Raw genomic sequence first — 16,040 nt, forward strand, 5'->3', positions numbered from 1 at the left:
TTAATGTTTATGTTCTATAAATAAATTGACAAGCTCCAATGCCGTCCGGCTTACATGCTTTGACCCGGTTTTAACTGTTTGTTCAGCTAAATTAAGTTTATCTTTTATTAGTGGGTGTTCGTAAAAATGACGATATACTTCCTGTTTAACCAGGTCATGAAGCCAGTTTAATTGCTGTTCAGTGCGTCTTTTATAAAAAAGATTGCTTTTTTTTGTTTGCTTCTCGAAGGTTTTGATGATCTCCCAAATATCTGCGATCCCTGTTTCCTCTATTGAAGATGCAGTAACAGCCCTTGTTTCCCAGTCTTTTGTATATGAAGATAAAAAGTGAAGAATCGAGTTATATTCACTTTTTGCTTTGTTGGCTTTCATCATATTTTCACCGTCTGCTTTGTTCACTACAACCAGATCAGGCAGCTCCATGATTCCTTTTTTCATTGTTTGTAATTCATCACCAGCTCCTGTTAAAACGAGTAAAAGGAAAAAATCAACCATTTCCCGTACGACAAATTCTCCTTGCCCTACCCCCATCGTTTCAACGAGAATTATATTATATCCTGCTGCTTCACATAAAATGATCGTTTCTCTAGTTTTCCTACTAACTCCACCTAGATTTCCCCCAGAGGGAGAGGGCCTGATATAAGCATTTGGATGTCTTGACAGTCTTTCCATTCTTGTTTTATCACCCATTATGCTTCCTTTAGAAACTTGACTACTTGGATCGATGGCAAGAACAGCGACATAGTACCCTTGTTCACAGAGGTAAGTTCCAAACGAGTCAATAAATGTACTTTTACCTGCACCTGGTACACCTGTTATTCCTATCCGAATTGAAGAGTTCTTATTTTGAAGCAAAGCTTCAATTATTTTTTGTGCTTTCTCAAAATGTTGCTTCGCATTGCTTTCTACGAGTGTAATGGCCTGTGCGAGTAAAACTCGGTCTCTCTTTTCAATTCCTTTTATATACTGATCAATAGAAATATCATTGCTCTTCTTTACGAACTTTTTCATTCGCCAACTTCCTCATAACCAAGTCTTTCAAAAATTTTGTTTACCACCTTTATTGCAGCAACAGGAATCACTGTTCCCGGTCCAAAAATTTCGGCAGCACCTTTTTCCTTTAATTCTTCATAATCTTGGAATGGGATAACTCCACCAACAATAACGACAATGTCTTCCCTTCCTAATTTTCTTAACTCATAAATAAGTTGTGGTAATAACGTTTTATGACCGGCAGCTAATGAACTCATACCTACTACATGAACATCATTTTCTACCGCTTGTGCTGCTGTTTCTTCAGGTGTTTGAAAAAGGGGACCAATATCGACGTCAAAGCCAAGATCAGCAAACGCCGTTGCGATTACCTTCGCTCCTCTATCATGACCGTCCTGCCCCATCTTGGCTATTAAAATTCTTGGTCTTCTTCCTTCAACATCATAAAATTGATCTGTCAATTCTCTTACTTTCTTTATTTCATCTTCATTTGAATATTCTGAACTATACACTCCGCTAATGGATCGAATCATAGCTTGATGACGTTTTGAAACTTTCTCTATCGCAAATGAGATTTCACCTAAAGTGGCTCTATGTCTTGCTGCTTCAACGGCTAATTCCAACAAATTCCCTGTCCCATCAGCAGCAGATTTTGTTAATGCATGTAATGCCTGACTAACTTTTGTATCATCTCGATTTGCTTTTAGATGGTTTATTTTTGCAATTTGCTTATTCCTTACTTCTTGATTATCGATCGATAAAATATCAATTGGTTCTTCTTTTTCTAACTTAAACTTATTTACACCGATGATCGCTTCCTGACCAGAATCAATTTTTGCTTGTCTACGGGCTGCTGCTTCTTCAATCTTCATTTTTGGATAACCGATTTCAATCGCCTTCGTCATCCCGCCAAGCTCCTCAATTTCCTCCATATGAAGCTTTGCTCGCTCAATTAAAGAATGTGTGAGTGATTCCACATAATACGAACCTCCCCAAGGATCAATAACATCACAAATCCCTGTTTCATGCTGAAGATAAAGCTGGGTATTTCGGGCAATCCTTGCTGAGAAATCTGTTGGTAAGGCAATTGCTTCATCTAATGCGTTTGTATGAAGCGATTGGGTATGTCCCATTGCAGCTGCGTGTGCTTCAATACAAGTTCGCACAACATTGTTAAAGGGATCCTGTTCTGTTAAACTCCAACCTGATGTTTGAGAGTGTGTTCGTAAGGCTGTTGACTTTGGATTTTTCGGATTAAATTCTTTTACAATAGAAGTCCATAAGTAACGTGCAGCCCTCATTTTTGCAACTTCCATAAAATAATTCATTCCTATAGCCCAGAAAAAAGATAACCGTGGAGCAAATTGATCAATATCCAGACCAGCATTCAGCCCAGTACGAATATATTCAAGCCCATCAGCAAGCGTGTAGGCAAGTTCAAGATCTGCAGGTGCTCCTGCTTCTTGCAAATGATAACCGGATATACTAATACTATTGAATTTTGGCATGTATTTCGCTGTATAGGTAAAAATATCACCAATAATCTTCATCGACATGTCCGGTGGGTATATATAGGTGTTGCGAACCATATATTCCTTTAAAATATCATTTTGGATTGTTCCTGTAAGTTTTTCTAATGGGACGCCTTGTTCCTCAGCTGTTACGATATAAAAAGCCATTATAGGTAACACTGCACCATTCATTGTCATAGATACAGACATTTCATCTAAAGGTATACCATCAAATAGTTCCTTCATATCTATAATTGAATCGATCGCAACTCCCGCCTTACCAACATCTCCTACGACACGAGAATGGTCTGAATCATAGCCCCTATGTGTTGCCAAGTCAAATGCCACAGATAGCCCCTTTTGTCCCATTTCTAAATTTCTTCGGTAAAATCTATTACTTTCTTCAGCAGTTGAAAATCCTGCATACTGTCTTATCGTCCAGGGACGATTCACATACATCGTTGAATATGGCCCTCTTACAAAAGGCTCAATACCTGGATAAGACCCAAGATGTTGAAGTGAAGCTAAATCATGCTTATGATACTGACTCTTTATATTAATTTGCTCATTTGATACGAAATTTTTTGATGCCGTATTTTGTTGTGATCGAACAAATGGTGAATGAGAAATTGCATGTCTTTTCATCATTTTTCAACCCCCAAAAGAGTATGCATATTGAGCAGAAACTGATAGAGATCACCGTTCATAGAAATCATGCCAGCTAATTCCAGCTTTTCAACCATTTCTTTTTCATTACCCATGACATATATATGGAGCGATGGATTTCTTACCTTTAACTGATGAATATAAGCAAAGTCTACAACTTGAATATCTTCTTTTTTTCCACAAAGAATGACTGATTGTAAATGTGATAAATATTTTAAGTCATTCCATGAAAACTGTTCTGTCTCAATTCCTCCCGCTGCTAAAACTCCACTAATATAATCAAGGCTTTGCTTAAAATCCTTTATCTTTCCAAATGTAATAATCCCCACTTTTAAGATCTGACCTTTTTCTTTCGCATTTTCAGCTTGAAAACGGAGTTTCTCAAAATGTTCAACCAATCTTTGACTTTGAATTGGAGTAATGCGTATTTGTTTGTTTTGCTTCTCCCTTCCAATGGATGGAACTTTCTTATTTCTTTCAATAAAGGTTATAGCTTCCTGAAATGAATGTATGGATGTTGTCAATTTCTCAGGGTTTCTACCTTTTTTTTCATGTTTTAATGTTACTTTTTCATTTGAAACCGCATATGCATTTGTTCCAATTATGATGTGGTTTCTATTATTTACATCAGACTTTCGTTTTTCCCTCATGTTTTCAAGCTCTACTTGAATCTTGCCCTGTCTTAATTGATGTAAAAAGCCACCTTCTTGGTCAATTTGCCTTATTCTCTCCCAAGCTTCCATTCCGAGTTGACTTGTTAATTCTTCCACATAATAAGAGCCTGCAGATGGATCTATGACCTTTGATAGTAACCCTTCTTCTTTTAGGATAAAATGAGTGTTTCTAGCTATTCTGTCTGCTAGATTACTAGATGGGTTTAAAAAATAATCAAAAGGCAAAATGGTTAGCTCATCTACTCCCGCAACAACAGCAGAGAAGCTTTCTGTTGTTGTGCGCAGTAAATTCACGTGAACATCAAACACGGTTTTGTTAAAGGTTGTCGTAATTGCATGTATATTTACGGGAAGCTCTTGAGGATTTCCACCAAATGCATGAACAAGTGAAGCCCATATATCTCGTGCTGCTCGTAACTTAGCAAGTTCCATAAAGAAATTTGATCCTACGCCAATGGAAACTGTTAATGAGTTAGCAATTTCGTCTATCCCCAGTCCCCTGTTCATAAGTTCATTTATAAGGTCAAGAGCATGAGAAAATGTAAATACCAACTCTTGAAGGGCATTTGCACCCGCATTACTGTAGATATTTCCTTTAATTAAAAGACAACGAACAGATCCCTCATTTGTTGAAGACCATTTCATTGTATCAGCCAAAAAATCAAATTTCGTATCTAGTGAAACCTTATTTTCTCCTTTCAATAAAAGCTCCTCATAAGGATCTAAACCGATAGTTCCAGCTGTATGTTTATAATGTTGATGCATTTTTTGATGGTGAAAGAAAAAAGGTAAAAATCCGATGTTTTCTCCAACATCAATATAAATACAATCCTCATTCCAATTTATTGAAGAAAAAGCATCGTTTACATCTTTTTCATTTGAGATGAAATCAATGTTTGTAAGGTAGAAGGAATGTTGACCTCTTTGTTTTGCGTAATTTATCTTTTCCTTTAAATCTTTCGAATCCTTTGCCGTTATTAATTGACTGATCCTCGACTGATGATAATTACGATAAAGACTTACTCTACTAGTGTCATGATAACCTGCATCTGATTCATCATATAGAGGTTTAATAGCAAAGCCCTCGTCAGACATTTTGATTAAAGATTCTACCTTTTTCCCTTTTAATATTTTTTCAACTTCTTTTTTCCATGCATTTTGCTTCTCCCTAATTTCCGTTGAAATTTGTTCCTCTCCCATCATACATGCGCCCCCCCAAAAAAGAGGCCCACCCCCTTTGTTAAGATGCCTTTAATTATTTTATGCGAGCTTCCCTATAGTTAAGCACTTACAGTAGTACTTATCCCCCTCAAAAAAGTATGCGCTTACATTTAATCTAATCTTATTCTATTATAATTTTTTCATTACGGCAATGAACATCCCTTCATTTCTAAATTAAACAAAAAAAGCAATCGAAAATCGATTACTTTTTTTAAAAAAAGCTATGTCAATAAATTGATGTTGTTTCTTTTGTTGTATGTTCAAGAATCTCTTTGACTCTTGATAGGAAACGACCACATATTAACCCATCAAGGACGCGGTGATCTAGGGACAAACATAGATTCACCATATCTCTAACTGCGATCATCCCATCAATAATAACTGGACGTTTCACAATTGATTCAACCTGTAGAATGGCTGCTTGAGGATAATTAATGATTCCCATCGATTGAACCGATCCAAACGAACCGGTGTTATTTACTGTAAAAGTACCTCCCTGCATATCCTCAGAGGTTAACTTGCCGCTTCGTACCTTGTGGGCTAGATCAGTGATGTCTCTTGCAATTCCTTTGATTGTTTTTTCATCAGCATGTTTGATAACCGGGACAAATAAAGAATCTTCAGTTGCGACTGCAATTGAAATATTAATATCCTTTTTCTGTATAATTTTATCTCCGGCCCACATTGAGTTGATTTGCGGAAACTCTTTTAATGCTTGTGCAATAGCTTTTACAAAAAAGGCAAAGAAGGTTAGGTTAAACCCTTCTTTTTTCTTAAACTCATCCTTTACAGAGTTTCTATACTTAACAAGTTCTGTGACATCCACTTCCATCATCATCCATGCATGAGGAATTTCTTGTTTACTTTTCACCATGTTTGAAGCAATTGCTTTCCTAACACCTGATACTGGCATTTCAATATCACCTGTTTGCGCCTTAACTGAAGAAGCGGCTTTTGAAGAGTTAACCTGTGACGACATCTCTTCTCTTACATTTTCTTTCATCACTGGGGCAGGAATCGTTCCTGACTCAATTATTTTTAATAAATCCTTTCGAGTAATACGTCCACCAGCGCCTGTTCCATCAACATGTTCAAGATTGATATCATATTCTTGTGCAATTTTTAACACCGCAGGAGAATACCTTTTTTTGTTCTGGTCATTTAGCGGTGATTCGCTTTTTTCATTATTTTGTTTATTTTTATTTAAAGATGCTTCATTAGGTTCTAATGACTGACCCTCAACTTCAATTTGACAAATAACCTCTCCTACAGCCAGAGTGTCACCTTCATCTGCAATAAGTTTACTAATTACTCCGCTAAAAGAAGATGGAACCTCTGCATTCACTTTATCTGTCATAACCTCTGCTAGCGGGGCGTACTTTTCCACCTTTTCACCAACAGAAACAAGCCACTTACTTATGGTTCCTTCTGTAACACTTTCCCCTAACTGGGGCATTTTAATTTCCTCTATAGCCACTTAAAAACCTCCTCAGGTAAAAGGCTTTTCTATAAATTATTAAAACTCTGCTAATTTACGAATTGCATCTTCCACTTTGTCCGGATTGACCATAAAGAATTTTTCCATCGTCGGAGCATAAGGCATTGCCGGAACATCTGGACCTGCTAATCTCATTATCGGAGCATCTAAATCAAATAAGCAGTTTTCTGCAATAATCGCTGATACCTCACCAATAATACTACCTTCTTTATTATCTTCTGTAATCAGTAATACTTTACCTGTTTTTGAAGCTGCTTCAATGATTGATTCTTTATCTAATGGGTATACTGTACGTAAATCTAATACATGAACAGAAATGCCATCATTCGCCAAACGTTCAGCAGCTTGAAGTGCAAAATGAACACATAACCCGTAGGTGATAACTGTTACGTCATCTCCTTCTCGCTTCACATCTGCTTTTCCAATTGGCAACACATAATCATCTGTTGATACTTCACCTTTTATTAATCGATAAGCACGTTTATGTTCAAAGAAAAGAACCGGATCATCATCACGGATTGCTGCTTTTAAAAGTCCTTTAGCATCATATGGTGTTGACGGTATGACAATCTTCAGCCCTGGTTGATTGGCAAACATCGCTTCAACTGATTGAGAATGATATAATGCTCCATGCACTCCACCACCAAAAGGTGCCCGAATTGTTATCGGACAGCTCCAATCATTGTTTGAACGATATCTAATTTTTGCAGCTTCTGAAACAATTTGATTTACTGCAGGCATTATAAAATCAGCAAACTGCATTTCTGCAATTGGTCTCATCCCATACATAGCCGCCCCAATGCCAACACCTGCGATGGCTGATTCGGCTAGTGGTGTATCTATTACACGTTCTTCACCGAATTGATCATACAAGCCTGCAGTTGCTTTAAAAACGCCACCTTTACGGCCAACATCTTCACCTAATACAAAAACATTTTCGTCGCGCTCCATTTCTTCACGCATCGCCATCGTAATGGCTTCAATATACGATATAACAGCCATAATTTCTCCCCCTACTCTGCGTACACATATTTCAAAGCGTGCTTTGGATCCGCATATGGAGCCGCTTCTGCATAATCTGTTGCCTCATTCACAACCGTCATAATGTTATCGATGATTTCTTTTTCTTTTTGATCTGTTAAAATTCCAAGTGATGTTAAATACTGGGCAAACGTTAAAATTGGATCATTTTTCTTTGCTTCAGCTACTTCGTTTTGTTCTCGATAACTTCGATCATCATCATCGCTTGAATGTGGTGTTAATCGATAAGAAATTGTTTCGATTAGTGTAGGACCCTCTCCACGACGTCCTCGGTCAGCTGCATCTTTGACTGCCCGATACACTTCAAGAGGATCATTCCCATCCACAGTTTCTCCCGGCATTCCATATCCAATTGCCCGATCTGAAATCTTTTCGCATGCCACTTGCTTATCATAAGGAACAGAAATGGCATACTTGTTATTTTCACACATAAAAATAACCGGTAATTTATGAACAGCAGCAAAATTCGCCCCCTCATGGAAATCACCCTGATTTGATGATCCTTCACCAAAGGTCACAAATGTAACAAGGTTCTTTTTTTGCATTCTTCCCGCAAGTGCAATACCGACCGCATGAGGAACCTGAGTGGTAACAGGTGAAGACCCCGTAACAATCCTATTTTTTTTCTGACCAAAATGACCAGGCATTTGTCTTCCGCCGGAGTTGGGATCTTCAGCTTTTGCAAAACCTGAAAGCATTAGATCTTTAGCGGTCATTCCGAATGTTAAAACAACTCCCATATCTCTATAGTAGGGAAGCACATAATCCTCATTACGGTCTAGCGCAAAAGCAGCTCCCACTTGAGCTGCTTCTTGTCCCTGACAAGAAATAACAAATGGGATTTTGCCGGCACGGTTTAAAAGCCACATCCGTTCATCAATTTTTCTCGCTAATAACATTGTTTCATACATTTTTAATACATCTTCATCAGTAAGGTTTAACATTTGATGACGATTTTCTGTCATTCGTATACCTCCTATATTGAAATGCGTATCCGCACGTTCAAAAGTCTTAACAATTAATAGTGAATAGCTTTGCCACCAACTGCAAGTGCTGCCTCACCAATCGCTTCAGAAAGGCTTGGATGTGGATGAATCGTATGAGAGATCTCCCATGGAGTGGCATCAAGAACCTTTGCAAGACCCGCTTCTGAAATCATGTCAGTTACATGCGGTCCAATCATATGAACTCCTAATAGATCATCTGTTGCCTCATCAACGACAAGCTTGACAAATCCATCGACCTCGCCAAAAACAAGTGCTTTACCAATTGCCTTAAATGGAAATTTACCAATCTTCACTTTATATCCTTTTTCTTTTGCTTCACTTTCTGTAAACCCGACACTAGCTACCTCAGGCGAGCTATAAATACATTTAGATATCAATGTATGATCAATTGGAATAGGACTTTTTCCTGCTATATGTTCCACAGCAACTATCCCTTCATGTGAAGCTACATGTGCTAACTGTAATCCTCCAATCACATCACCAATTGCATAGATGTGGGATTCCTTCGTTTGATAAAACTGGTTAGTATTTATAAACCCTTTCTCAAGTTGAATATCTGTATTTTCAAGACCAATTCCCTCAACATTCGGGTTTCGACCTACAGACACCAACATTAGCTCTCCTGAAAATTCCATACTTTCACCTTTAAACTCAGCATGAATGGTAACACCATTTTCCTTGTTTATCGTCTCTGGTAATACCTTCGCACTTGTGTAGATGTTTACACCTTTTTTTGTTATTAATCTTTGCATTTCTTTGGATATTTCTTCATCTTCTGTCGGTAAGATACGCTCAGCGTATTCTAATAAGGTTACTTCAACATCAAAATCTGAAAGCATTGAAGCCCATTCGATTCCTATCACACCACCACCAACGATGATGACTGATTTTGGCAGGCTTGTTAATTCTAGTGCCTCATCAGAACTTAAAACGGTTTTTCCATCTATGTCCAGCCCTTCAAGACTTCTGGGTCTTGACCCTGTAGCAATAATGACATTCTTTGGAATGAGCATCTCATTTTCTGTACCATTGTTCATCTCGACCGAAATCGTTCCGGGCATTGGTGAAAAAATGGATGGACCAAGAATTCGGCCAAACCCTTCATATATATGGATTTTTCCTTTTTTCATTAATTGCTGAACACCTTGATGCAATTGGTTTACAATTGCTTGTTTCCGCTCTTGCACCTTTATAAAATTAAGTTTCACATCAGTTGTTTCTATACCGAATTGATCACTTTTTTTAGTTGTTGCGAAAACCTCAGCACTCCTTAATAAAGCTTTACTCGGAATACAACCTTTATGAAGGCAGGTTCCTCCAAGCTCCCCCTTCTCAACAATCGCTGTTTTAAGTCCAAGCTGTGAAGCCCTTATGGCAGCAACATAGCCTCCGGTACCTCCTCCAAGAATAACTAAATCGTATTCAGTAGCCACTTTCATTCACTCCTTCAACTGTAGGAATCAACAAATCATTCTATAAAAAGAACACTTATTGTTCTTACATCATTTCAATCATTTCTATCATTCCTACATAGATATTTAGCTTAGGTGCCCAGAGTTACATTACGATTGAAAAACCTTTGATACCATTTTCTCATTCGGATAATGCTTGGCTTGCTCTTCTTTTCTCAATACACGAAGTGCACCTTCGGCTAACGCCTGAAGCTCATTTTCCCCAGGGAACACATAGATATCTGCAATCCAATCAATATACGAAGAAATTTCCTTCACAAAGGTTTTTCCATATGCTAATCCTCCGGTTAACACGATCGCATCAACCTTTCCTTTTAAAACAGCACTTGCCGAACCGATTTCTTTCGCAATTTGATAAGCCATTGCATTATATATTAATGCTGCTTTTTGATCTCCTTCTTTGATCATTTTTTCTACTTTTGTTGCATCATTTGTACCTAAGTAACCGACTAAACCACCTTGCCCAACTAGAGTTTTCATCATTTCTTCACGGAAATAATCACCTGAATAGCACATCGCTACAAGGTCTCCTGCCGGTACAGTACCTGCCCTCTCAGGGCTAAATGGTCCATCACCGTGTAGACCGTTATTTACATCAATCACTCGGCCGTTTTTATGAGCACCAACTGTTATTCCACCACCCATATGAGTGATGATTAAATTAAGATCTTCATATTTTTTATTGAAATCTGCAGCTACTCTACGAGCAACTGCTTTTTGATTTAACGCATGGAAAATGCTCCTTCTTTGAATAGAAGCAATACCGGAGATTTTTGCAATTTCCTCCATTTCATCTACAACAACAGGATCAACGATAAAGGCAGGAATATTTAAGGCATTTGCAATTTCAAATGCTATAATACCTCCTAAATTTGAAGCATGCTGTCCAGCGAAACCTTTTCTTAAATCCTTGATCATCTCATCATTAACTGTGTATGTACCACCTTCAATTGGACGAAGCAGCCCACCACGGCCACAAACTGCACTCAATTTGGAGATGTTGATTCCTTCTTCATCTAGTGTTTCTAGAATTGTCTGTTTTCTAAACTCGTATTGATCAATAATCGTAGGGAAAATACTAAGTTTTTCATTATCATGTCTTAATGTTTTCTCAAAAATGGATCGTTCGTTGTCAAACACACCAATTTTGGTTGAGGTTGAACCCGGATTTATAACTAGTATTCGAAATTCGTTGATTAGCAATGTCCATAACCTCCGTAATCATTCCATCAATTTGTTCGTTGCTTCGACTTGCAATATGGTCATTTATAGTAAGTTCTAAAATAGAATTAACCCCGATTAGCCATATATAAATAGGGCGACATTTATGGAGGTTAATTCTAGAGTTTAAAAACATATTAAGATCTACGACTTAAAATATGATGACCGTTTTGCAAGAATTGACTACGAGAATTTCTCATCCTACTAATTCTTTCTTCTGCTAGGCGATCAGCAGCCTTATACGTCGGGATTCCATCTCGTTTTGCTATTTCAATTACCCTGGAGATATTATTGTAGATTGTTTCAACTTTTTTGAGCGCTCTTTCACTGTTGTATCCGTATAATTCATCTGCAACATTGATGACACCACCAGCATTAATGACATAATCAGGGGCATATACGATACCCATTTCATGAATAATATCACCGTGTTTTGTATCTTTTAACTGATTATTCGCTGCCCCTGCAATAACACTGGCTTTCAATTGAGGGATCGTTACATCATTTATTGTAGCTCCCAATGCACAAGGTGCGTAAATATCACAATCAACACCATAAATGTCATTTGGCTCAACTGCCTTAGCATTAAAATCATCAACAGCTCTCTTAACAGCTTCTTGATTGATGTCTGTTACAATTAATTTTGCTCCTTCCTCATGAAGATGCTTGCAAAGGTTATATGCAACATTTCCAACACCCTGAACAGCCACAACTTTTCCTTCAAGTGAGTCTGAACCAAAAGCCTCTTTTGCAGCAGCCTTCATTCCCCTGTACACTCCAAATGCTGTTACCGGTGAAGGATTACCCGAGGAACCAAATGCAGGAGAAATTCCTGTAACATAATCTGTTTCTTCATGAATTAAATCCATATCAGCTACCGTAGTTCCAACATCCTCAGCCGTAATATACCGACCATTTAAACCTTGTATATAACGGCCAAATGCACGGAACATTTCTTCATTTTTATCTTTTCTAGGATCACCAATGATTACTGTTTTTCCGCCTCCAAGGTTTAAGCCTGCAGCAGCATTTTTATATGTCATTCCACGCGCAAGACGAAGTGCATCTTCTATTGCTTCTTCCTCTGTTGCGTACGTCCACATACGTGTTCCACCTAGAGCAGGACCCAATGTAGTATCATGTATAGCGATAATTGCTTTTAACCCAGATTGTTTATCTTGGCAAAATACCAATTGCTCATAGTCATACTGCTCCATATATTTAAAAATTTCCATGATGTATTTCCTCCTAGAGTTTTACTTATCTGAAGAACATAATGCCAAGGCTAACGAATATAACTTACTTTCGGAACTGTCAGATCTACTTGTCAGAACGATTGGTGCCTTTGCGCCAGCAATTACAGCTCCAACTTTTGCATTTGCAAAATAAATCAATGATTTATAAAGAACATTTCCTACTTCTATAGTTGGGACAAATAGAATGTCAGCTTGCCCTGCTACTTCACTTGTAATTCCTTTATGCTGTGCTGCAAGAATTGAGACTGCATTGTCAAGTGCTAAAGGACCATCAACTATACAGTTTTGAATCTGTCCTCTTTTGTTCATCATTGTGAGAGCAGCCGCGTCAAGTGTTGCTTTCATCGATGGATTTATAACCTCTACGGCTGCTATCGCTGCGACCTTCGGAAAAGACACGCCAATTGATCGAGCAACATTTACAGCGTTGACGATAATTTGTTCCTTTTGTTGGATATCAGGCTCAATGTTCATGGCTGCATCAGTAACAATAAGTGCTTTAGAAAACCCTGGAATATCAAACGCAGCAACATGGGATAAAACTCTTCCAGTTCTTAAACCATACTCTTTATTTAATACAGCTTTTAAAAGACTTGATGTAGGTATATGTCCTTTCATAAGGACGGACGCCTCATTTTGGTGAACCGATCTTACAGCAAGCTCTGCAGCTTGTTGTTGAGACCAAGCATGAATGATTTGAACTCTTTCTTTTCCTATTCCTTTTTTATCCAGCAACAGTTCAATTGCATCTTTTTGACCAAATAACATAAATTGAGCTAAATCACGATGAATCGCCTCAGCAACTGCCTCAATTACCTCTTCATCCTCAGCAGATGCAACTGCTACACTTTGACCTTTTATTTTTGCTGCTTCTTTGAGCAAGTTTTCTAACTTCATTTACATTCATTTCCTTCCAGAACATCAGTTCAAACAACCGATTGTTTCTTAATTAACTATCAGCAAGAAGCATACCAAAAAACAAATCTTGTCCTATTTTTTAATTAAGAGAGCGTAAGGTAATTTCAGAATAAACTCTTTTACATTTATGTATGAAAAACATTAGTAAAATTGGGGCTTGCCGCTATGTTTTTCTGGCGAAAAGCCCTTTATTTTCTTAAAAAACATTCATTAAATTTTGATTCTTAAAGTTAAATTAAAGAGAAATTAAGAGCAATAACCCTCTTTATCATATAACGATCATGCACCTTTTTGCAAACCATGAATTCTATTGCATGCTATTGTTTGCAAGTTTATACTTTTCCATTTTGTAATAAAGGCTCCTTAATGAAATCCCTAATGCTTTAGCTGTTTGCGTTCGATTATATTCATGAAACTCTAGAGATCGTTTAATAACATTAGCCTCAACCCGTTCAACAGCCTCTGCCAATGTCTCTTCATTATTATGAACAAATGCTGTATTTTCTTGTACTTTTCTTTCATGTTGAGAAATTTGCAGCACTGGAATATGTTTACCGCTAATCGTGGTTTCGTGATGTTCCATAAAAATAATTGCTCTTCCCAGGACATTTTCAAGCTCTCTAACATTTCCTGGCCAATGATATTGAATGAGTTGATTGATTGCCTGTGAAGTTAAGCTTTCAATATTTCTTCCGTAGTCTTGATTTAACTTCTGGAGCAGTCGTTCACAAAGAGCAGGAATATCTTCTTTACGATCTCTTAATGGTGGGATGGAGATTGGATATCGATTTAATCGATAGTATAAATCCTCTCTAAAGCTTCCTTCAGCCATAGCCCTTTCAATATTTACATTTGTAGCAGCAATCACACGTACATTTACCGGAAGCGGCTTAGTTCCTCCAACACGGACAATCTCATTCTCTTGCAATACACGTAGCAGCTTTGCCTGCATATTAGCTGAAAGCTCACCTATCTCATCTAGAAAGATACTTCCATTATTCGCTTCTTCGAAAAAACCTTTTTTTCCGCCTCGTTTAGCTCCGGAGAAAGCTCCCTCTTCATAACCAAATAGCTCACTTTCAAGAAGGTTCTCAGCAATCGCGGCACAATTAACTCGAATAAACTTATTGTATTTTCTGTTGCTTGCATTATGGATTGCATGGGCAAATAGCTCTTTTCCCGTTCCTGATTCCCCTCTCAAAAGGACAGTTGCAGGTGTTTTAGCTCCTAATTTTGCTTGTTCAATTGCCATTTTCATTTCGTCACTTACTCCAATAATATCTGCAAATGAATATTTCGCTTCCAATGTCCGAATGATCTGCCTTGCCCGATTCAGTTCTGTTGTTAACGTTTGAATCTCTGACATATCATGAATAACTCCTACACTTCCTTTTAGCTTGCCGCTAACGATAACCGGCGCAACATTAACAATTACATCTTTCTTAGCCGGCCCTACCTTCATTCTTGCACCACGAACAGCACGCCTTGTTTGCAAAACCTTCATATGCATACTCTCGCCCTCTGAAATATCAGCTGTTGCGGGTTTACCTATTACTTGTTCTTCAGTTAACCCGGTCAATCTTGTATAGGCTCGATTAATAAGAATGCCTCTTCCTTCCTCATCCACGACAGATATAGCTTCTTCAGAGGATTGTATAATCGCTTCAAGCATCATTTGGATATCTTTTAAATTCGTGACTTCCTCCGCTAAATTCACCACATCTGTGATATCTTTGAACAACGACAATGCACCCAATAGATTTCCAGATTCATCAATTAATGGAATTCTATTCGTAATTATTTTTAAACCATTTTCTAGAACCTGCTCTTGATTTGTTTCAACTTCGCGGGTTTTCAATGTTCTTCCGAGCTTACTTGATGAGATGACTTTCTTTATATTTAAACCTATTGCTTTCTCACGAGGAAAACCTGTAATTTTTTCAGCCGTTTTATTGAACATAATAATGGTTTCGTTTATATCAATGACAATCATGCCATCATTTGTTGCATTTATGATGGCTTTCTGTTTATATGTTTCTTCTTTAAGTCTTGCAATTAGTACTTCTTTCTCTTCAACAAGATCGGAGATGATAAGAGCTACATCCCCCGGTAAAATCATCATATCTGAGTGTTTTTCTTTTTGTAATTTTTGCATGACTTCATTAGAACCGGTTGCCTCAATGATGATATCAAGGTTAGATTTCATAAACGGTTCCCACTTTGTACTTGTTTGTATGCCATGTTTTCTAGCATATTTGAACCCTGGCGCTTGCTCATTTTGGTCTACAACAGCTACAACTTTCATTATTGATGTTTCTACTATTTTTTTCACTAGTGCCGTACCCGTTTTGCCTGCCCCAACTATCATAACTCGCTGCATAAAAATCTATCCCCTTTGTACACATCGGAATGACCAAACCATCTAATTCAAATGTTTGCAATTTTTTGCACACCCCTATCATATCGTAAAAGAATACCACTTGACAAACAGGGAGAAGAAACAGACAATTATTTTGTTGCTTCCAAAACTATAGTATTCTTTGAACTTTGGATAAGCGCTTG

11 protein-coding genes are annotated in these 16,040 nt (G+C 37.7%); all 11 read right to left on the reverse strand.

The features are described from left to right. The 11 genes from meaB to HWV59_RS18685 all read right to left on the reverse strand — a co-directional run bounded on the left by meaB (window position 1) and on the right by HWV59_RS18685 (window position 15,858). Window positions 1–1,011 (reverse strand): methylmalonyl Co-A mutase-associated GTPase MeaB, encoded by a 1,011-nt coding sequence (gene meaB, locus HWV59_RS18635; protein WP_175639744.1) that lies wholly within the window; start codon window positions 1,009–1,011, stop codon window positions 1–3. Next, on the reverse strand, window positions 1,008–3,152 hold the full coding sequence (scpA, locus tag HWV59_RS18640) for a methylmalonyl-CoA mutase (RefSeq protein ID WP_175639745.1): 2,145 nt from the start codon (window positions 3,150–3,152) through the stop codon (window positions 1,008–1,010). The genes meaB and scpA overlap by 4 nt, the downstream gene beginning before the upstream one ends. Further along, window positions 3,149–5,047 carry a methylmalonyl-CoA mutase family protein gene (locus HWV59_RS18645; RefSeq protein ID WP_175639746.1) on the reverse strand — a complete coding sequence of 633 codons (1,899 nt, stop codon included), beginning with the start codon at window positions 5,045–5,047 and terminating at the stop codon, window positions 3,149–3,151. The genes scpA and HWV59_RS18645 overlap by 4 nt, the downstream gene beginning before the upstream one ends. A gap of 244 nt (window positions 5,048–5,291) precedes the next feature. Then, window positions 5,292–6,542, reverse strand: coding sequence for a dihydrolipoamide acetyltransferase family protein (locus tag HWV59_RS18650; protein ID WP_175639747.1), 1,251 nt, complete (start codon window positions 6,540–6,542; stop codon window positions 5,292–5,294). A gap of 39 nt (window positions 6,543–6,581) precedes the next feature. Further along, a complete protein-coding gene (locus HWV59_RS18655; protein WP_102229329.1) occupies window positions 6,582–7,565 on the reverse strand; it encodes an alpha-ketoacid dehydrogenase subunit beta in 984 nt (327 codons plus the stop codon). A gap of 11 nt (window positions 7,566–7,576) precedes the next feature. After that, window positions 7,577–8,569 carry a thiamine pyrophosphate-dependent dehydrogenase E1 component subunit alpha gene (locus HWV59_RS18660; RefSeq protein WP_102229330.1) on the reverse strand — a complete coding sequence of 331 codons (993 nt, stop codon included), beginning with the start codon at window positions 8,567–8,569 and terminating at the stop codon, window positions 7,577–7,579. Window positions 8,570–8,622: 53 nt separating this feature from the next. Further along, window positions 8,623–10,044 carry a dihydrolipoyl dehydrogenase gene (gene lpdA / locus HWV59_RS18665; RefSeq protein WP_102229331.1) on the reverse strand — a complete coding sequence of 474 codons (1,422 nt, stop codon included), beginning with the start codon at window positions 10,042–10,044 and terminating at the stop codon, window positions 8,623–8,625. 129 nt (window positions 10,045–10,173) lie between these two features. Further along, complete coding sequence (buk, locus tag HWV59_RS18670; RefSeq protein ID WP_102229332.1) at window positions 10,174–11,286, reverse strand: butyrate kinase; 1,113 nt, start codon at window positions 11,284–11,286, stop codon at window positions 10,174–10,176. 155 nt (window positions 11,287–11,441) lie between these two features. Further along, window positions 11,442–12,539 carry a branched-chain amino acid dehydrogenase gene (gene bcd, locus HWV59_RS18675; protein WP_102229333.1) on the reverse strand — a complete coding sequence of 366 codons (1,098 nt, stop codon included), beginning with the start codon at window positions 12,537–12,539 and terminating at the stop codon, window positions 11,442–11,444. Window positions 12,540–12,560: 21 nt separating this feature from the next. Further along, window positions 12,561–13,457: a phosphate butyryltransferase gene (yqiS, locus tag HWV59_RS18680; protein WP_102229334.1), complete on the reverse strand. Its 897-nt coding sequence runs from the start codon at window positions 13,455–13,457 to the stop codon at window positions 12,561–12,563. A 328-nt stretch (window positions 13,458–13,785) separates the two neighbouring features. After that, window positions 13,786–15,858, reverse strand: a complete 2,073-nt coding sequence (locus HWV59_RS18685; RefSeq protein WP_102229335.1) for a sigma-54 interaction domain-containing protein — start codon at window positions 15,856–15,858, stop codon at window positions 13,786–13,788. Between the last annotated feature and the right edge of the window lie 182 nt (window positions 15,859–16,040).

The sequence above is a fragment of the Metabacillus schmidteae genome (genome assembly GCF_903166545.1).
GTDB lineage: Bacteria > Bacillota > Bacilli > Bacillales > Bacillaceae > Metabacillus > Metabacillus schmidteae.

What these genes read in the sequence shown, in the direction of transcription:
- HWV59_RS18685 (WP_102229335.1), bottom strand. Translation starts at nt 15,858, where the DNA reads ATGCAGCGAGTTATGATAGTTGGGGCAGGCAAAACGGGTACGGCACTA.
- yqiS (WP_102229334.1), bottom strand. Translation starts at nt 13,457, where the DNA reads ATGAAGTTAGAAAACTTGCTCAAAGAAGCAGCAAAAATAAAAGGTCAA.
- bcd (WP_102229333.1), bottom strand. Translation starts at nt 12,539, where the DNA reads ATGGAAATTTTTAAATATATGGAGCAGTATGACTATGAGCAATTGGTA.
- HWV59_RS18645 (WP_175639746.1), bottom strand. Translation starts at nt 5,047, where the DNA reads ATGATGGGAGAGGAACAAATTTCAACGGAAATTAGGGAGAAGCAAAAT.
- HWV59_RS18655 (WP_102229329.1), bottom strand. Translation starts at nt 7,565, where the DNA reads ATGGCTGTTATATCGTATATTGAAGCCATTACGATGGCGATGCGTGAA.
- HWV59_RS18660 (WP_102229330.1), bottom strand. Translation starts at nt 8,569, where the DNA reads ATGACAGAAAATCGTCATCAAATGTTAAACCTTACTGATGAAGATGTA.
- scpA (WP_175639745.1), bottom strand. Translation starts at nt 3,152, where the DNA reads ATGATGAAAAGACATGCAATTTCTCATTCACCATTTGTTCGATCACAA.
- meaB (WP_175639744.1), bottom strand. Translation starts at nt 1,011, where the DNA reads ATGAAAAAGTTCGTAAAGAAGAGCAATGATATTTCTATTGATCAGTAT.